A 17,142-nucleotide genomic window follows, 5' to 3' on the forward strand; every position below is an offset into this window, starting at 1 on the left:
CGCAGGCAGGGTGGTCGACCCGGCTGCGTCTAGGCTCGTTGTGCAAGGCATCGATCATGACGAGAGCGCGGCCCCGACCAGACCGCGCGGCGGACGAAGGACGAACTGATGGCGAACGAGGCGGAATTCGCCCACTACACCGACCAGATCGCGAAGGCGGTCATCGAGGTGAATGCGACGCTACGGTCGGTGACCTACGATCTCGGCGACGATCAGATCGGCCGGGTGCTGGGCAGCCGCTCGGACGATCTCGCGATGCTGAGACCGGGTGTCGACGGCCTGGCCGCAGCGGAGCTGACGGTGCAGCGGGCCGAAGGCGCCGCCGTTGCTCCGGCCAAGGGGAACCTGGTCCACACGCTCGCGGCGTACCAGGGCGACGTCGAGGCGCAGTCAGCCCGCATCGGCGGCGTCCAGCGAACGCTGGGTGAGCAGCGCACCGGCACGAACCCGCAGGACCGCCACTGCCTGCAGGCCGGCTCGCAGGCGCTGGAGAGCGCGCTGAAGGATCTGGACAGGATCGAGCAGCTGCCCGGTCGGGCGACGGCCGACGTGGCGAAGCTCCGGACCGGCGTCGAGTACCTGAAGAACGTCGTCGATGTCGTCGACAGCCGGGTAGATCAGATGACCGCCCAACTGTCGGAGGGCAGGCAGGCGGCGTACAAGTTCCACACCGCCGCGCCCAGCGAGCTCCAGCCGTCTGCCGATCTCGGCCGGACCATCGGCCGGATGCAGGACTCGATCGCCGACACGCGTGACAACGCGCAACGTCTGCACGCGGACCTCGCGAAGAGCAGCGGCGGTTTCCAGTCGGTCGCCGAGTTCGCCGTCGGCGTCGCCAACGGCGCGCATGCCGAGCAGCAGGACGCAGCCCAGGAAGCCGAACAGCTGGCCGATGCGGTGCGAGCCGGCGTGAACCCGACCGCTCGCGCCGACCAGCACCCCGTCGCGCACCAGCCGGAGTCGGATCTCAGCCGCCGGCTCAACGGTCCCGCCCAGGAAGGCGGCCTGAAGCTCTAGCGACCCGGTGACGGCAGCAGGCCGCGCTCGATGGCGACCGTCACGGCGCGCGTGCGGTCGTCGACGTCCAGCTTGGCAAAGAGCCGCTGCAGATGGGTCTTCACCGTGGCCTCGCCGATGAACAGCTCACGCCCGATCTCCGCGTTGCTGAGCCCGCGCGCCACCGCGGCCAGCACCTCCAGCTCACGGGGCGACGGCGAAGCCGCGGCAGGTGCAGCCGGCGTACGAAGACGAGACATCAACCGCGCCGCAACCGGCGGAGCCAACACGGTCTCACCACGAGCAGCCGCGCGGATCCCGTTGAGCAGTTCGGCGTGCGGGGTGTCCTTCAGCAGATACCCGGCCGCGCCCGCCTCGACCGCGTGCAGGATGTCCGTGTCGGTGTCGTACGTCGTCAACACCAGCACCCGCGTCGACGGGTACCCGGACACGATCGCCCCGGTCGCGGTCACGCCGTCCATCCGCGGCATCCGCAGATCCATCAGTACGACGTCAGGCCGCGTCGACTCGACCAGCGCCACCGCTTCCGAACCGTCGCCGGCCTCGCCGACCACGGAGATGTCCTCGGTCACCGACAACATCCCGGTCAGCCCCGACCGTACGACCGGATGATCGTCGACCACCAGAACCCGAATCACGCATCCTCCTGCACAGCCGGGATCAACACCTGCACGCGCGTACCGCGTCCCGGCGCACTCTCCACCTGGACCGAACCGCCCGACTCCTCGACCCGCCCGCGCATCGCGTTCAACCCGAACCCGCCGGACACGGTCGCCGGCGTGAACCCGGAGCCGTCGTCCCGGATCTCGATCCACACCCCGTCGTCGGACAACCCGAGCGTGATCCGCACCTGCGTCGCGCGCGCATGCTTGCGTACGTTGGCCAGCGCCTCCTGCGCCGACCGCAACAGTACGACCTGCTGCGCCTGCGGCAGCGCCGCGACCTCGTCATCAGGCAGGTCCAGCGACACCTGTACGTCGACACCGGTCTCGGTCGCGAACCGCTCCGCCTGCCGCCGCAGTACCTCGGTCAACGTTGCCTCCGACAACGCAACCGGGGTGAACGCGGCAACCAACGCCCGCGCCTCCGCCAGGTTCTCCCGGGCAGTGTCCTCGATCGCCGCCAGCCGCGCCGAAGCGTCGGCCCCGCGTGAAAGCTCGACCGCCGCCGCCTGCGCCAGCATCACGATGCTCGTCATCCCCTGCGCGAGCGTGTCGTGGATCTCCCGCGCCATCCGCTCCCGCTCGGCCATCACACCCGCACTGTGGTGCGCCTCGGCGAGCTCGTCCCGCGCGGCCTCGAGCTGCTCGATCAGCTCGGCGCGCTGCTGGCTCTGCGTGATGACCTTCTCGATCCAGATCCCGAACAGCAGGCTGACCACGAGGCTGACCAGCATCCACGGCAGGATCTCCCAGAACGCCTTCCAGCCCCACCCCGCGCTCCACAACTGCGCCGTACCCACGCCGAGTATCAGCAGGACACTGAGCCCGATCCCCTCACGGATGTCCTCGCACAGCAACCAGATCTGCGCCGACCCGATGAACATCAGGAACACCGACTGCGGATAGATCCCGATCAGCACCACCAGCGCCGCGATCAGTACCAGCCGATACGCGTACCGCGGAAGCCGCTCCCGCGACCGGATCGCGGGCAGCCCGATGAACTGGTACGCCGCTCCGAGCACCACGACCGTACCGGCGAACACCGACTGCCGGACCGTCCCGAGATGCCCCAGGAACGACAGCGCCAGCGTCATCCCGAGCAGCACCCAGAAAACGATGTGCCAACCGATCAACGCCCGGGTCCACACGGGCTGTCCGGCGCCACCGCTCGAGCTCTGCACGGACCCCATCTTCCTCCACAACAGGATCCACACACGAGGTCCGGTCCAGGCAGGCTCAGGAGACAGCTCGGTACGACGCCGGTCCGGAAGGGCCGACGTCGTACCGGTGACCTCGTTCATCAGCCCGCGTCCCGGCGGGTCCAGCGGAACACCCGCTGGGCGAGGAACAGGCCGACGACCAGCCAGATCGACAGCACGATCGCGCCGGTGCCGAGCTGCCACGACTTGGCCGGCTCGGTCAGTTCGAAGCCGTCCGGCAGGAACACCGACCGCATGCCCTGGGCCAGCCACTTCAGCGGGAAGATCGCGGCGACGTTGCGCATCCAGGCCGGGAGGCTGCTGTAGACGAAGTACACGCCGGACATGAACTGCAGCAGCAGGACGATCGGCGTGATCACCGCGGACGCCGCCTTGCCGGACTTCGGTACGACGCTGAACGCGATCCCGAGCACCGATCCGGACGCCGTACCGAGGATGAAGATCCAGACGAAGTTCGCCCACTTGCCCGGCTCGGTCGGCAGGTCGACGCCGAGCAGCAGCCCGGAGATCGCCAGCAGCAGCGCGATCTGCGCGATCGAGGTGATCAGGACCTGGCCGATCTTGCCGATGAAGTAGGCCTGCGGCGGCATCGGCGTACCGCGGAGCCGCTTCAGCAGGCCTTCGTCGCGCTCCAGCGCGATGCTGATCGAGAGCGACTGGAAGCTGCTCAGGAAGATGCCGGAGGCGATCATCCCGGGGGTGAAGTAGGTCGCGGCGTTGACGCCGTTGAAGTCGGTGTTGCCGAACACGGCGGAGAAGATGCCGAGGAAGATGATCGGGAAGAAGAACGTGAAGATCAGCGCTTCCCGCTCGCGGAAGAACTCACGGACCTCGAGCTTGGTCCGGGCCAGGCCGATCGCCAGGGTCGACGGCAACGCCTTCGAGGTCGGGCGCTGCGTGGTCGTGTTCGCCATCAGAGTGCTCCAGCTTCCATCGCGAGTGCGGCGGTGTCGGCGGCGGTGGCCTTGCCGATCAGGTCCAGGTAGATGTCTTCGAGGCTCGGACGGCGGACCTCGAGCTCGGGAACCTCGCCGCCGAAGCGGGCCATCAGGGCGGCCACCTCGGCGGTCGGCTGGTCGGTGCGCAGTTCGTGCTGTCCGTCGGCGTCGGTCCAGGAGACCCGCGCGGTCCGGGCGCCGCGGCCGCCGAGTGTTTCCGGCGTACCGATCTCGATCATCCGGCCGTCGGCGATCACGCCGACCCGGTCGGCGAGGTGCTCGGCCTCGTCGAGGTAGTGGGTGGTCAGCAGGATCGTGGTGCCCTCGGTGCGGAGCTCCTCGATCAGCGTCCAGAACTGCCGGCGCGCCTCGGGGTCGAACCCGGTCGTCGGCTCGTCGAGGAACAGCAGCTCCGGGTTGCCGATCACGCCGAGCGCCACATCGAGCCGCCGGCGCTGACCGCCAGACAGCTTGCGCGGGCGGGTCTTGCGCTTCTCCTCGAGCCCGACGGCGGCGATCACCTCGTCGGGGTCGCGCGGGTTCGGGTAGTAGCCGGCGTAGTGGTTGACCAGCTCGGAGACCGTCGACTCGGCCTCGTCGCGGGACGTCTGCAGGACGATGCCGAGTCGGCTGCGCCAGGCCCGGTCGCTGTGCGCCGGGTCCGTCCCCAGCACGCTCACTTCTCCCTCGTCGGCCCGGCGATACCCCTCCAGAATCTCCGTGGTCGTCGTCTTACCGGCCCCGTTCGGGCCGAGCAGGGCGAAGACCTCGCCCCGGTGGATGTCCAGATCGACACCGTCGACCGCGACCTTGTCCGGGTACCGCTTGACCAGGCCGCGCACCCTCACTGCGTTGTCGTTCTCCATGCCTCAACTCTCGCGGCCCGGGGCCGGTCGGCGGGAGCACCGGCTGACGGACTGTGTGTCCACCGACCGGGGGACACGGCGACGTACACGCCGAGGGGGCTGACGGGAGTGGGGGCGGGCGGTTAGGTTCGGGGAATGGCTCAGACGGTGCGTGGCGTGGTGGCGGCGGGCAAGGGTGCTCCGGTGACGATCGAGGAGATCACGATCCCGGATCCGGGTCCGGGCGAGGCAGTGGTGAAGGTCCAGGCCTGCGGGGTCTGCCACACCGACCTGCACTACCGGGAGGGCGGGATCAACGACGACTTCCCGTTCCTGCTCGGGCACGAGGCGGCAGGGATCGTGGAGTCGGTCGGCGAGGGCGTGACCGACGTACAGCCGGGGGACTTCGTCGTACTGAACTGGCGGGCGGTGTGCGGGAACTGTCGCGCCTGCCTGCGCGGGCGGCCGTGGTACTGCTTCAACACCCACAACGCGAAGCAGAAGATGACGCTCGCGGATGGGACCGAGCTCAGCCCGGCGCTCGGCATCGGGGCGTTCGCCGAGAAGACGCTGGTCGCGGCGGGTCAGTGCACGAAGGTCGACCCGGCCGCGAAGCCGGAGGTCGCCGGGCTGCTCGGCTGTGGCGTGATGGCTGGTCTCGGTGCCGCGATCAACACGGGCAACGTCGGTCGCGGTGACACGGTCGCGGTCATCGGTTCGGGCGGCGTCGGTACGGCGGCTGTGGTCGGAGCCCGGCTCGCCGGCGCCGCGAAGGTCATTGCCATCGACATCGATGACCGCAAGCTGACCGTGGCGCAGGAGCTCGGCGCGACCCACGCGATCAACTCCAAGAACCTCGACCACGACGGCGTCGTCGAGGCGGTTCAGGAGCTGACCGGCGGATTCGGCGCGGACGTCGTGATCGACGCGGTCGGCCGTCCGGAGACGTGGAAGCAGGCATTCTACGCGCGGGACCTGGCCGGGACGGTCGTGCTCGTCGGCGTACCCACACCTGACATGACCCTCGAGATGCCGCTGCTCGACTTCTTCGGTCGCGGCGGGTCGCTCAAGTCCAGCTGGTACGGCGACTGCCTGCCGACCCGCGATTTCCCACTGCTGATCGACCTCCACCTGCAGGGTCGCTTGCCGCTGGACCGCTTCGTCTCCGAGACGATCGGGCTGGACGACGTGGAGGCAGCCTTCACCAAGATGCACCACGGCGACGTACTCCGCTCGGTGGTCGTCTTCTAGGCCTGGCGGACGCTGCGGGCGAGGAAGCTGCCCGCGACGATGCCGATCGCGGCGACAGCGGCGAGGTACCAACTCGTCGTGGTGAGCGAGCCTGTCGACAGGTACAGGGTTCCGAAGATCGTCACGCCGCCGACCTGGCTCAGTTGGATGGTCGTGGTGAGTACTCCGCTCGCATCGGCCGCTCTGCTCAGTGGGACGTGGACCAGGGCTTGGGTGACGAGCGGGCTGGCGGACAGGCCCATGCCGGCCCCGGCCAGTACCAGCGCCGGCCACACGAATGAACCGGCGCCGGCGTACCCGAGCATGCACAGCGCGAGGCCGGTGGGAACGACCAGGTAATGCAGCCGGCCCGGGAGGGAACGCCAGAAGAACCCGACCAGACCGAAGGTGACGGCGAACGGCAGCCAGGTGAGCCCGGAGTGGAGGGCCGATTCGCCGAGACCGTCCTGCAGGTGGAGGGTGAAGCTGAACATGAACCCGCCGAGTGCCAACAGCGTGCAGGTGAGCGTCGCGATACCCGCCACGAGGCCGCGGGCACGGAGTACGTCGAGATTCAGGAGCGGATCGTCGACCCGGCGCTCGACCCGGACGAAGACCACCGCGAGCACGAGCCCCGCGCCGAAGCAGACGAACCTCCACCGCGGCCAGCCGAGCTCGTGCCCGATCACCATCGGCAGCACCAGCAGGAGTACTGCGCAGGTCGAGATCGCCAGCCCGGTCAGGTCCAGACGACGCGCGGCCGTCGGACGGTCGGCCGGTACCAGCCGGGGGACCAGGACCGCGAGAAGGATGCCGACCGGGACGTTGATCAGGAAGCTCGGGCGCCACTGAGCGCCGAACAGGTTCGCGGCGAGGAGCAGGCCGCCGACGACCAGGCCCGCCACCTGGCCGGCGGACAGCGTCACGCCGTACGCGGACAGGGCCTTGGCGCGAGCGGGGCCGGTGAAATGGGTCTGGATCACGCTGATGATCTGCGGCACCATCACTGCGGCTGCGATGCCTTGAGCGAAGCGGAACAGCACCAGCGGCAGGATGGCCGGAGCCAGGCCGCAGGCGAGCGACGCGAGCGTGAACAGCACGACGCCGATCAGGTACATCCGGCGGCGGCCGTAGAGGTCGCCTAGCCGCGCACCGGTGATCAGGGTCATCGCGTACGCGACCATGTAGCCGCCGACGACCAGTTGCAGCCAGGCGCCCGATGCATGGAAGTCGGTGCCGATGGTGGGCATCGCGACGTTGACGACGGATGTGTCCAGCAGTGCCATGAACTGGCCGAGCAGCAACACGGCGAGCATCAGTCCGCGCCGGGTGCCGACGTCAGCCGGGCGGTCGATCATCACAGCGGCCATCAGGTTTTCTCCCTCGTTGAGTCAGGACGTGGGTATGTACCTGGCGCACCTCGCGGATTCATCGGCCGCGCTGCGATGAATTCCGGCGGCCCGCGCGGTACGTACTTCCACAGACCCTGATCAGTGGGAGGCTCGCGACGTGGACCGAGACGACTTCGACCAGCAGGTGGCGCCGTACCGGCGTGAACTGCTGGCGCACTGCTACCGGATGCTCGGTTCGGTGCACGACGCGGAGGATCTCGTCCAGGAGACCTTCCTCCGGGCCTGGCGCGCGATCGACTCGTACGACGCGGAGCGGGCCTCGCTGCGCACCTGGCTCTACCGGATCGCGACCAACGCCTGCCTGACAGCGCTCAAGGGACGTGGACGGCGTGCGCTCCCGTCAGGTCTGGTCGCAGCGGCGACCGATGCCCAGGCACCGATCGAGTTGGCCCTCGACGTGCCCTGGTTGCAGCCGTTCCCCACCAGTGGCGACCCTGCTGCGGCCCTGGCAGCCAAGGGGAGTCTGCGGCTCGCGCTGGTGGCCGCGATGCAGTATCTGCCCGCTCGGCAGCGGGCGGTGCTGGTACTGCGGGACGTCCTGGACTGGTCAGCCGCCGATGTCGCCGAGGCGTTGGAGACGACCCCGGCCTCGGTCAACAGCGCCCTCCAGCGTGCTCGGGCGCGCCTGGCCGAGGTAGATGTCACCGAGGACGACGTCGACGAGCCCACCGACAAGGAGATCAAGGGGATCGTCGACGATTACGTCCGCGCCTTCGAAGCCGCCGACGTACAAGAGCTGAGCCGGCTGCTCGCCGAGCGGGTCGTGCTGGAGATGCCGCCGGCGCCGCTGTGGTTCGTGGGGCGCGACGCGTACGGCGCGTTCATCGAGCGTGTCTACGCGATGCGCGGTCCGGCTTGGCGGATGGTGCCGACGACGGCGAACGGCCAGCCCGCCGTCGGCGCGTACGTGCGCACCGACGACGGGCGCTACCACCCGCACACCCTCCAGGTCTTCACCGTCACCAGGGCCGGGATCACGCACAACATCACGTTCTTCGACCAGGGCCTCTTCGAGTACTTCGGGCTGCCGTCACACCTTGAATGAGATCCACAGGTCCGGAGTCGCGTCGGGTTTGCCGGCGATCGGTCGGGCCTCCTGGGTCCAGACATCGCCGGATACCTCGGTCGCGACCCGCTGCCAGAAGCGGACTGCCTTCTCGTTGTTGCCCTGGAACGCGACGTCGCACGGACCGGGGTGGTTCGACAGCACCTCTTGTACCGCCCGCAGTCCCAGACCGCTCCGGCGTACCGGGCGCACCATGAAGAACGCGTTCAGCACATGTACCGGCTGCTGCAGCGCGCGCATGAAGCAGAAACCGACCGGGTTCTCGCCGACCGAGATCAGATACCCGGCCCACTCCGGATCGCCGGTGAGAACCTTCTCCAACCACTCGGTGCGGTAGCTGCCGTCGGGCCGCGGCAGCTGGCCCTGGAACTCGGACATGTCGTGGCGAAACATCAACCACAGCCGCTCCATCAAATCCCGGTCGGAAGGCTGGACACGGCGCACCAACAGATCAGACATACGTCTCCTCAGAACGTGATCAGAACGCAGAAAAGCCTCCCGCCGGAAGAGTCCGGTACGGAAGGCTTACTGCGGTCAGTTTATCAGTTCTGCGGGGCCGTCTCCCCGGCGACCCAGTTCATATCCGGGTAGCGCAGGCCGACCGGGGTCAGCTTCGACAGCCCGGCCACATCCTCCGCGGTCAACGAAAGCTCGACCGCCGCCGCGTTCTCCTCCAGGTACTTGCGCCGCTTCGTCCCCGGGATCGGCGCGATATCGTTGCCCTGCGCAAGCACCCAGGCGAGTGCGACCTGGCCCGGCGTGGCGTCGTACCGAGCCGCCACCGAGCGGATCTCCTCGACCAGCGCGAGATTCGCGTCGAGGTTGTCTCCGGAGAAGCGCGGCAGGGTACGGCGGAAGTCGTCGGCCGGAAGCTCCGACGGCAACGCGCCGGTGAGCATGCCGCGACCGAGCGGCGAGTACGGCACGATCCCGATGCCGAGCTCGCGACAGGTCGGCAGTACCGACTCCTCGATGTCCCGGCTGAACAGTGACCACTCGCTCTGCACGGCGGTGATCGGATGTACGGCGTGCGCCCGCCGGATCGTCTCGGCCGACGCCTCCGACAACCCGAGGTACCGAACCTTGCCCGCCTCGATCAGCGAAGCCATCGCCCCGACCGTCTCCTCGACAGGTACGGCGGGATCCATGCGGTGCTGGTAGTACAGGTCGACGTGGTCCACGCCCAGCCGCTGCAGCGACGCGTCGATCGCGGACCGGACGTACTCCGGCGTCCCGTTCACGCCGCGCTTCGACGGGTCGCGCCCGTCGCCGGTGATCCCGAACTTCGTCGCCAGGAACACCTCGTCCCGGCGGTCGGTGATCGCCGCGCCGACCAGTTCCTCGTTCGCGCCGAAGCCGTACAGGTCGGCGGTGTCGAGGAACGTGATGCCGAGGTCGAGCGCGCGGTGCAGGGTGGCGACGGACTCGTTGTCGTCGGCTGCGCCGTACGCGTAGCTCATTCCCATGCAGCCGAGTCCGAGCCGGCTGACCTCGGCGCCTTGACTACCCAGTTTCATCAGAATCTCCCAGAAGTTGGCATGGCTCCGCCCGGGTACCCCGGGGTGAGCGCGGAAAGTTACGGAGTGGCAGTGCCGCCGTACACGTCGATCTTGTAGTCGGTCACTGCGAGGGCGAGCTGCAGATCACGCAGCTGCCGGTGGATCTTGGCGCGGTGCTCCTGCATCAGGGCGAGCCGCTGGGGTGCTGTGTGGTCGCCCTCCTGCACCAGCGCCAGGTAGTGGCTGAGTGTGCCGATCGGCATTCCGGAGGCACGCAGCCGGCTGATGAACAGGATCCGCGCCATCGCCCGCCGGTCGTAGCTGCGGTAGCCGGCCGCGTCCCGGCCCACCTCGAGCAGACCGATCCGCTCGTAGTACCGCAGGGTGTGGGCGGTGAGGCCGGTGAGCTCGGCGGCCTCGGCGATCGACAGCTGCTCGGGCAGATCGTCCGGGAGCTCGAGCAGGCAGAGCAGGTCCGGGTCGATCGGTTCCAGCTCCGGGTGGTGTGCCGCGATGGCGGTACGGCGGTCCGTGAGCAGCTCGGTCGCGTTCATGTCTTCGACCGTACGCCTTAGAGCGCACTCAAAGGCAAACTCTCATCCGATCAAGTTGTGCAGCTGGTGCCGGCCGGAGATGCCGAGCTTGGGGTAGGCGCGGTAGAGGTGCGAGGCGATGGTTCGCGGGGAGAGGAAGAGACGATCGCCGATCTCGGCGTTGGTCAGGCCGCGGGCGGCGAGCAGGACGATCTCGCGTTGCTGTGCGGTGAGTTCGGCGAGGGCGTCGGTGATGGTGGTCGGGGTGAGCGGCTCGGCTACGCCGCAGGCGCGGAGTTCGGTCTCGGTACGCCGGGTCCAGGGGACCGCTCCGAGTCGGCGGAAGGTCTCCAGCGCGGCGGCGAGGACCGGCTTGGCGTCGTTGATGCGTCGTTGCCGCCGGAGCCACTCGCCGTAGTCGAGCCGGAGCAACGCCCGCTCGAACGGCCACTGCTCACCCGCGGGATCGGCCAGCGCCTGCTCGAACCACTCCGGTTCGCCGATGAGCGCCCGGGCTCGTGCGACCAACTGCCGTTGACGCGGGCCCATCGCGACTGCGTTCTCGACGAGAGCATGAACCTCGGGGGCGCGTTCGGCCCGGACGGCGGCCGCGGCCAGGTCGGCGATCGCCAGGTACGACACGTGGTGATGCAACGGCTCACCGGCATCGGAGAAGAGCCGCCGCAACTCGGTGTACGCCGAGCCGTAGTTGCCCGCACCGAATGCCGCCTTCCCCGCCGCATGGAACGCCCGCGCGGCCACCGACCGGTACTCCCGCTGATCCGCGGCCTTCGTTGCCCTGGCCAACAACCGTCGCGCTTCGGCGGCCTCACCGCGGAACGCCAGCACCGTCGCCGTACTCAGATCGGCCGACGCGGCAACAGTCTCCATTTGGTATGCCAAAGCGGCGTCGTACGCCTCCCGGCCGGCCGCGAGCGCCTCGTCCCAGCGGCCGCTGTCGATACAGGCCCACTGCAATGCCGACAGCGCCGCGCCGCTTCCGCCACGCATCCCGGGTTCGCGCAGCCGACTGAGTGCCTCGCGCAACAACTTCACGGCGAGTTCCGTTGCGTCGAGCAACCACGCGGCCGCGCCGGCCATGCCCGGATCACTGACCTTCCCGAGCCGATCCAGCTCACCGACAAGCTCCGCCGACGGCTCCACACAAGCCCACGCCCAGAGCCGAGGCACAACGTCACCGGGCGGCAACAGCTTCAACCCGTCGAGTACGGCGGACCGATCGCCCGGATCACCCGACTGGTACGCAACTGTCGCAGCCAACGCGATCGCATCCCAGGCGATCGCCGGCTGCCGTGCCGCCGCCTCCGACGAGACCGTGAGCAGCGTCGACAACGCGGCGCCGTGCTGGTTGGACCAGACCAACGCCCAGCCGATCAACTGCTGAGCAGCAATCCGCACCGACGGATCGGCGGTCAACGCCAGCGCTCGCGCAGCGAGATCCTCGACCCAGTCCGCCTGACCGCTCGACAGCGCGAGCCCGGCCGCCGTCAATAGCCGCCGAGCCCGGTCGCCCTCCGACGGACTTAGCTCGGCCGCCCGCTCCAACGCTCGTGCCGCCGCGGCCGCACCGCCACGCTGTTGTGTCTGCGCGGCCGTCGCCTCCAACAGCGCCGCGAGCTTCTCGTCGGGTTCGAGCGCCGCTGCCGCACGGTGCCAGGCGTGCCGATCCGGCTGATCGACCAGTGCATCGGCGATCCGCGCATGAGCCGCGGCCCGTTCGGCAAAGGGCACCGAGTGATAGACGGCGGCACGCACCAGCGGATGCGTGAACTGAGGCCCCGAGCCGTCCACCCGGATCAGCCCGGCCCGCTCAGCGGGAGCAAGAGCCTCCAGCCCAGGCACCTGCAACGCCAGCTCCGGACTATCGGCGACTGCGGCCAGCAGCAGCGCCGTACGCGTCGACTCAGGCAGTACGGCGACCTGTGCGGCGAGCACGCTGCGCAGTCGATCGGTCAGCGGCAACGGTTCGGCCGCCCAACGCCGGCCGGCACCTGGATCGGCGGCGATCGCCTTCGACAGTTCGATCAGTGCGAGCGGATTTCCGGCGGCCTGGGCGAGGACCTGTTCTCGCGCCCGCTCGCGTGGCGGATGCGGCTGCTGATCGAGCAGCAGCCTGGCGTCCGCAGTACCCAACGGCTGCAGGCGGAGTTCGGCGAAGTCGAACCCTGGCGGAGCCGTCGCACCACGGGCGGCGATCAACATGACGAGCGGTTCGGAGTCCAGCCGACGCGCAGCGAACGAGAGACTGTCCAGCGATGCGCGATCCAGCCACTGAGCGTCGTCGACGGCGACGAGCAGGGGAGTGGTCTCGGCCACGAGCGACAACAACGTGAGTACGGCGATTCCCGTCAGCAGGCTGTCCGCCGGGACCGGTTCGTCGGTCAGCGCGAACGCACCGAGCAGCGCCTGTGCCTGGCGGTTCGGGAGCTTCGGGACGACGTCGAGCACCGGGCGGAGCAGCTGGTGCAGACCGGCGTACGCGAGATCTCTCTCCGACTCGCGGCCGACGACGCTGAGTACGCGGCGGCCCGCGGTGCGCGCCCGTTCGGTCACGTCGGCCATGAGTGCTGTCTTGCCCAGGCCGGGATCGCCGAGCAGGACCTGTACGCGTGGCGCGGTGTGGGGTGCGGCAACGAGTTGCGCGAGCTGGAACAGCTCAGTGTCCCGTCCGATCACCCCGATGCCAGTGGGAGCCACTTGAGCAGTCTCCCACCGGGATCAGTCAACGTGCGGATACCCCTGACCGCGGCCGGCTCGCGAGCATGAACTCAAGACTGCGATGAAAGGACCTCCCGAGATGGACAACCGACCGAACATCGTCCTCGTGCACGGCGCCTGGGCCGACGGCTCGTGCTGGAGCGGCGTCATCGAACGGCTGCAGGCGGACGGGTACCGGGTGACCGCTCCGCAGTTCCCGCTCACGTCGCTCGCCGCCGACGTCGCGCGGCTGCGGCAAGTACTGGAACTCCAGGACGGTCCGACGATCGTCGCCGGGCACTCGTACGGCGGTCAGATCGTCACCGCGCTCGGCACCGAGGCGCCGAACGTGGTCGGCCTGGTCTACATTGCCGCGTTCGCCCTGGACAACGGCGAGGCGCTGGGCGCGCTGCTGTCCCAGGGGCCGACACCGGCGGCGCTCGTCCATCTGTTCACCGACCAGCAGGGCTTCAACTGGTTGTCCGAGGACGACTTCGTCGGCCACTTCGCCGGCGACCTCGAGCCCGCCAAGGCGAGGGTCCTGTACGCCGTGCAGCAGCCGCTCGCCGGGTCGACGTTCACCGACGTGATGGGCGTACCGGCGTGGAAGTCCCTGCCGACCTGGTACCTGGTCGCGAAGGGCGACGAGGCGATCCCGCCGGACGCCGAGCGTCAGTTCGCCGGCCGGATGGGTGCGACGACGGTGGAGGTCGAGTCGGGCCACGTCGCGATGGTCTCCCACCCCGACGAGGTCACCGACCTGATCCGCACCGCCGCGGAGGGCGTGCACTGATCGGGGCAGAAGCCGCCGGCAGCGCTTTGCCGGCGGCTCAGGCCTGGCAGTCCTGGCAGGTGCCGAAGATTTCGAGGGTGTGGCTGATGTCGGCGTACCCGTGCTCGGCGGCGACCTTGTCGGCCCAGCGCTCCACGGCCGGTCCCTCGACCTCGACGGTCCGGCCGCAGTTGCGGCAGACCAGGTGGTGGTGATGACCCTTCGAGCAGCGCCGGTACGCCGTCTCGCCGTCGGCGTTGCGCAGTACGTCGACCTCGCTGGAGTCCGCGAGCGCCTGCAGGGTCCGGTAGACAGTGGTCAGGCCGACGTTCTCACCGGCGGACCGGAGGTCCTGGTGGATCTCCTGGGCGGTGCGGAATTCGTCGAGCTTGTCAAGCGCTTGCGCGACCGCCGCGCGCTGACGGGTCGAGCGTGTTCCGATAGCCACCGTTCCTCCTGTCATCTCATCACCACGCCCAATTCTCTCAGAAGTCAGCAAGTGTCAGTGCTCATCCCAGTGATCCCCGTGTGCCGCGTGCAGGTGCCCGTCGTGCACATAGTCCACGTGGTCACCGTGTTCGACCTTCTTGTGACCGCAGACCTGGTTGTGCGCGTGCGGGTGCCCGGCACTCACCACATGCGGCTCAGGCGCGGGTACGCCGACCTCCGGCTCCTCGTCCGCGAGCGGACGCGCCCGCCCGGACCGCCGCCGGAGCAGCGTCCCGACCGTGGCCGCCACCACGAACCCGGCCAGCGCCAGTACGACGATGGTCGCGCCCGGAGCCACATTCGCGTTGTACGACGTGACGATCCCGGCCAGACACGCCAGCACCCCGATGATGCACGCAGTGACAAACGTACTGCGGAACGAGCGCGTCACCTGCTGCGCTGTCGCCACCGGGACCACCATCAGCGCACTGACCAGCAGCAGGCCCACGGTCCGCATCGCCACGGTGACCGTCACCGCAGCCATCACAGCGATCACGAGGTTGAGCAGCTGCACCCGGAGTCCCGTCGTACGGGCGAACTCCTCGTCCTGGCACACCGCGAACAGCTGCGGTCCCAGACCGATCGCCACGACCAGCACGGCCACGGCCAGGCCGACGACGACGTACAGGTCACTCTGGGACACCGTGGTCAGTGAACCGAACAGATAGGTGTTCAGGGTGGCCGCACCTTGACCAGCCAGCCCGATGAGCAGCACACCGCCGGCGATACCGCCGTAGAACAGCAGGGCGAGCGCCACGTCCCCAGTGGCCTTGCCGCGCGCCCGGACCAGCTCGATAGCGGTCGCACCGGCGATCGATACGAGTACGGCGGTCAGGACCGGGGCGCTCCCGGTGAGCAGCCCGAGTGCGACGCCGGTGATCGCGATGTGGCCGATGCCGTCACCCATCAGCGACAGCCGCCGCTGCACCAGGTAGGTCCCGATGGCCGGGGCGGACAGACCGGTCAGCAGGCCGGCGATCAGCGCCCGCTGCATGAACGCGAGCTCGAACATGCTCATGAAGGTGTCCACCCCGCTCCGTCGTCGATGTCGTCGGTGTGTGAGTGGTGGACGTGGGCGTGGGTCTGCGAGGCGTGCGGCGGCCCGTCGTACACGATGCGGCCGCGGCGCATCACCACCGAGCGGTCGATCAGCGCGTCCATCGGGCCGAGATCGTGGCTCACCATCACGACCGTCGTACCGCTGGCGACCCGGTCCCGGACCGCGTCGGCGAAGATCTGCTGGCTGGCCAGATCCACGCCGGCGGTCGGCTCGTCGAGGATCAGCAGCTCCGGGTCGGACACCAGCGCCCGCGCGATCAGGACCCGCTGCTGCTGCCCGCCGGACAACTCGGCGACGGCGTCCTTGCGCCGGTCGGCCATGTCGACGACCTCGAGGGCCTGCTCGATCGCCAGCTTGCCGTCCGCCCCGAGCGGGCTGAACAGTCGCCGCTTGGAGAGCAGGCCCGACGAGACCACCTCGTACACGGTCGCCGGTACGCCGCCGGCCGCGGTGATGCGCTGCGGTACGTACCCGACGCGGCGCCACTGGCGGAAGCGGGGGACCGGAGTACCGAACAGTCGCACCTCGCCGCGGGCCGCCGGCAGCAGGCCGACGATGGTCTTGATCAGCGTGGACTTGCCGGACCCGTTGGTCCCGAGCACGGCGACGACCTCGCCCTGCCGGATCCGCAGATCGATACCCCGAAGCACGAGCCGACCGCCCAGATCCACCGAAAGATCGGAGACCTGGACGGCCCTGGGGGAGTCTTCAGGTGTCATTTGCAGCCGTTCGCCGTCCGCAGTTCCTGCAGGTTCTGCTGCATGAGGGTCAGGTACGTTTCCTTGGAGTTGGCGTCGGACAGGCCCTCGATCGGGCTGAGCACGGCGGTCTTGACACCGACGTCGTTCGCGATCGTGTCGGCCACCTTCGGACTGACCAGCTCCTCGTAGAAGATCGTCGTCACTTTCTGGGCCTTCACGATGTCCTGGACCTCCTTGATCCGGCTCGGCGTCGGCTCGGCGTCCGGCGTGAACCCGGCGATCCCGACCATCGTCAGACCGTATCGCTTCGCCAGGTAGGCGAACGCCTCGTGACTCGTCACGAACGTGTTCAGCTTGCAGTCGGTCAGACCGGTCTTGTACTGCGCGTCGAGCTTGCTGATCTGACCGAGCAGGGCCTGGGCGCGTTCGTGGTACCCGGCGGCGTTGGCGCTGTCGACGCTGGCCAGCTTCTCCTCGACCGCCTTGACGACCTCGGCATACCGCACCGGGTCGAGCCAGAAGTGCGGGTCGAGCGCGTCCTCCTTGTGGGCGGCCGGCGCCGCACCGTCGCCGTGCTCCTCGAAGTCGGCGCCCGTCGTCTCCAGTTGGGCGGCCGGCGAGACGTCGAAGCCGGCGTCCTGCGCGTTCTGATCGACGGCCTCGTCGACGGCCGGCTGCAGCTTCTTCTCGTAGATCACGACCTTCGCCTCGACCATCGATCCGACCTGCTTGGGGGTCAGCTCCAGGTCGTGCGGCTCGACACCCGGTGCGGTCAGGGTGGTCACGTGCACGGCGTCGCCACCCACCGTGCGAGCGATGAACTCGAGCGGGTAGAACGAGGTCACGACGTCGAGCTTCCCGTCCGCGGCGCCGGTGGCCGACGGGCCACCGCATCCGGCCAGGGCGAGTGTCGCCGTGACGACGGCACCGGCGACAATAGCTCGAAGACCTGATCTCATGACAATCATTTTCATTTTATT

17 protein-coding genes are annotated in these 17,142 nt (G+C 68.9%); 4 read left to right on the forward strand and 13 right to left on the reverse strand.

Translation table 11 applies throughout. The features are described from left to right. Positions 1–108 precede the first annotated feature (108 nt). Positions 109–1,017: a hypothetical protein gene (locus FDA38_RS10615; RefSeq protein WP_137253839.1), complete on the forward strand. Its 909-nt coding sequence runs from the start codon at positions 109–111 to the stop codon at positions 1,015–1,017. On the opposite strand, the gene FDA38_RS10620 is transcribed toward FDA38_RS10615, so the two are convergent. Genes FDA38_RS10620 through FDA38_RS10635 form a run of 4 tightly spaced genes read right to left on the reverse strand, consistent with a single transcriptional unit; the run spans position 1,014 to position 4,703 of the window. Next, positions 1,014–1,655: a response regulator transcription factor gene (locus tag FDA38_RS10620; RefSeq protein ID WP_137253840.1), complete on the reverse strand. Its 642-nt coding sequence runs from the start codon at positions 1,653–1,655 to the stop codon at positions 1,014–1,016. The two genes, FDA38_RS10615 and FDA38_RS10620, sit on opposite strands and share 4 nt — an antisense overlap. Further along, on the reverse strand, positions 1,652–2,980 hold the full coding sequence (locus FDA38_RS10625) for a sensor histidine kinase (RefSeq protein ID WP_233714631.1): 1,329 nt from the start codon (positions 2,978–2,980) through the stop codon (positions 1,652–1,654). The genes FDA38_RS10620 and FDA38_RS10625 overlap by 4 nt, the downstream gene beginning before the upstream one ends. Further along, positions 2,980–3,813 (reverse strand): ABC transporter permease, encoded by an 834-nt coding sequence (locus FDA38_RS10630; RefSeq protein WP_137253841.1) that lies wholly within the window; start codon positions 3,811–3,813, stop codon positions 2,980–2,982. Before FDA38_RS10630 ends, FDA38_RS10625 begins: the two co-directional genes overlap by 1 nt. Beyond that, complete coding sequence (locus FDA38_RS10635) at positions 3,813–4,703, reverse strand: ABC transporter ATP-binding protein (RefSeq protein WP_137253842.1); 891 nt, start codon at positions 4,701–4,703, stop codon at positions 3,813–3,815. The genes FDA38_RS10630 and FDA38_RS10635 overlap by 1 nt, the downstream gene beginning before the upstream one ends. 135 nt (positions 4,704–4,838) lie before the next feature. On the opposite strand from FDA38_RS10635, the gene FDA38_RS10640 reads away from it, so the two are divergent. Then, positions 4,839–5,933, forward strand: a complete 1,095-nt coding sequence (locus FDA38_RS10640; RefSeq protein WP_137253843.1) for an S-(hydroxymethyl)mycothiol dehydrogenase — start codon at positions 4,839–4,841, stop codon at positions 5,931–5,933. On the opposite strand, the gene FDA38_RS10645 is transcribed toward FDA38_RS10640, so the two are convergent. After that, positions 5,930–7,282, reverse strand: coding sequence for an MFS transporter (locus tag FDA38_RS10645; protein WP_137253844.1), 1,353 nt, complete (start codon positions 7,280–7,282; stop codon positions 5,930–5,932). The genes FDA38_RS10640 and FDA38_RS10645 overlap by 4 nt on opposite strands. 139 nt (positions 7,283–7,421) lie before the next feature. Here FDA38_RS10645 and FDA38_RS10650 point away from each other — a divergent pair, with 139 nt between their 5' ends. Continuing rightward, positions 7,422–8,369, forward strand: coding sequence for a sigma-70 family RNA polymerase sigma factor (locus FDA38_RS10650; protein WP_233714632.1), 948 nt, complete (start codon positions 7,422–7,424; stop codon positions 8,367–8,369). Here the strand turns inward: FDA38_RS10650 and FDA38_RS10655 are convergent. From FDA38_RS10655 to FDA38_RS10670, 4 genes are all read right to left on the reverse strand, one after another. Then, positions 8,355–8,849, reverse strand: coding sequence for a GNAT family N-acetyltransferase (locus tag FDA38_RS10655; RefSeq protein ID WP_137253846.1), 495 nt, complete (start codon positions 8,847–8,849; stop codon positions 8,355–8,357). The two genes, FDA38_RS10650 and FDA38_RS10655, sit on opposite strands and share 15 nt — an antisense overlap. Before the next feature lie 83 nt (positions 8,850–8,932). Beyond that, positions 8,933–9,907, reverse strand: coding sequence for an aldo/keto reductase (locus tag FDA38_RS10660; RefSeq protein ID WP_137253847.1), 975 nt, complete (start codon positions 9,905–9,907; stop codon positions 8,933–8,935). 59 nt (positions 9,908–9,966) lie between these two features. Further along, the gene (locus tag FDA38_RS10665; protein ID WP_137253848.1) at positions 9,967–10,443 is read right to left on the reverse strand and encodes a MerR family transcriptional regulator; all 477 of its coding nucleotides are present in this window, start codon (positions 10,441–10,443) and stop codon (positions 9,967–9,969) included. A gap of 42 nt (positions 10,444–10,485) precedes the next feature. Continuing rightward, positions 10,486–13,140, reverse strand: a complete 2,655-nt coding sequence (locus tag FDA38_RS10670) for a helix-turn-helix transcriptional regulator (protein ID WP_202877615.1) — start codon at positions 13,138–13,140, stop codon at positions 10,486–10,488. A 100-nt stretch (positions 13,141–13,240) separates the two neighbouring features. Here FDA38_RS10670 and FDA38_RS10675 point away from each other — a divergent pair, with 100 nt between their 5' ends. Then, on the forward strand, positions 13,241–13,933 hold the full coding sequence (locus FDA38_RS10675) for an alpha/beta fold hydrolase (RefSeq protein ID WP_137253849.1): 693 nt from the start codon (positions 13,241–13,243) through the stop codon (positions 13,931–13,933). 37 nt (positions 13,934–13,970) lie between these two features. Here FDA38_RS10675 and FDA38_RS10680 read toward each other — a convergent pair whose 3' ends face one another. Genes FDA38_RS10680 through FDA38_RS10695 form a run of 4 tightly spaced genes read right to left on the reverse strand, consistent with a single transcriptional unit; the run spans position 13,971 to position 17,121 of the window. Continuing rightward, positions 13,971–14,360: a Fur family transcriptional regulator gene (locus tag FDA38_RS10680; protein ID WP_233714633.1), complete on the reverse strand. Its 390-nt coding sequence runs from the start codon at positions 14,358–14,360 to the stop codon at positions 13,971–13,973. A gap of 54 nt (positions 14,361–14,414) precedes the next feature. Then, positions 14,415–15,419 carry a metal ABC transporter permease gene (locus FDA38_RS10685; RefSeq protein WP_137253851.1) on the reverse strand — a complete coding sequence of 335 codons (1,005 nt, stop codon included), beginning with the start codon at positions 15,417–15,419 and terminating at the stop codon, positions 14,415–14,417. Further along, positions 15,416–16,132 carry a metal ABC transporter ATP-binding protein gene (locus FDA38_RS10690; RefSeq protein ID WP_233714634.1) on the reverse strand — a complete coding sequence of 239 codons (717 nt, stop codon included), beginning with the start codon at positions 16,130–16,132 and terminating at the stop codon, positions 15,416–15,418. The genes FDA38_RS10685 and FDA38_RS10690 overlap by 4 nt, the downstream gene beginning before the upstream one ends. 44 nt (positions 16,133–16,176) lie before the next feature. Further along, positions 16,177–17,121, reverse strand: coding sequence for a metal ABC transporter substrate-binding protein (locus FDA38_RS10695; RefSeq protein ID WP_137253853.1), 945 nt, complete (start codon positions 17,119–17,121; stop codon positions 16,177–16,179). Between the last annotated feature and the right edge of the window lie 21 nt (positions 17,122–17,142).

This window comes from Kribbella jiaozuonensis, from assembly GCF_005233875.1.
In the GTDB taxonomy this organism is placed as follows: domain Bacteria; phylum Actinomycetota; class Actinomycetes; order Propionibacteriales; family Kribbellaceae; genus Kribbella; species Kribbella jiaozuonensis.

What these genes read in the sequence shown, in the direction of transcription:
- FDA38_RS10615 (WP_137253839.1), top strand. Translation starts at nt 109, where the DNA reads ATGGCGAACGAGGCGGAATTCGCCCACTACACCGACCAGATCGCGAAG.
- FDA38_RS10625 (WP_233714631.1), bottom strand. Translation starts at nt 2,980, where the DNA reads ATGAACGAGGTCACCGGTACGACGTCGGCCCTTCCGGACCGGCGTCGT.
- FDA38_RS10630 (WP_137253841.1), bottom strand. Translation starts at nt 3,813, where the DNA reads ATGGCGAACACGACCACGCAGCGCCCGACCTCGAAGGCGTTGCCGTCG.
- FDA38_RS10635 (WP_137253842.1), bottom strand. Translation starts at nt 4,703, where the DNA reads ATGGAGAACGACAACGCAGTGAGGGTGCGCGGCCTGGTCAAGCGGTAC.
- FDA38_RS10640 (WP_137253843.1), top strand. Translation starts at nt 4,839, where the DNA reads ATGGCTCAGACGGTGCGTGGCGTGGTGGCGGCGGGCAAGGGTGCTCCG.
- FDA38_RS10645 (WP_137253844.1), bottom strand. Translation starts at nt 7,282, where the DNA reads ATGGCCGCTGTGATGATCGACCGCCCGGCTGACGTCGGCACCCGGCGC.
- FDA38_RS10655 (WP_137253846.1), bottom strand. Translation starts at nt 8,849, where the DNA reads ATGTCTGATCTGTTGGTGCGCCGTGTCCAGCCTTCCGACCGGGATTTG.
- FDA38_RS10660 (WP_137253847.1), bottom strand. Translation starts at nt 9,907, where the DNA reads ATGAAACTGGGTAGTCAAGGCGCCGAGGTCAGCCGGCTCGGACTCGGC.
- FDA38_RS10665 (WP_137253848.1), bottom strand. Translation starts at nt 10,443, where the DNA reads ATGAACGCGACCGAGCTGCTCACGGACCGCCGTACCGCCATCGCGGCA.
- FDA38_RS10675 (WP_137253849.1), top strand. Translation starts at nt 13,241, where the DNA reads ATGGACAACCGACCGAACATCGTCCTCGTGCACGGCGCCTGGGCCGAC.
- FDA38_RS10685 (WP_137253851.1), bottom strand. Translation starts at nt 15,419, where the DNA reads ATGAGCATGTTCGAGCTCGCGTTCATGCAGCGGGCGCTGATCGCCGGC.
- FDA38_RS10695 (WP_137253853.1), bottom strand. Translation starts at nt 17,121, where the DNA reads ATGAGATCAGGTCTTCGAGCTATTGTCGCCGGTGCCGTCGTCACGGCG.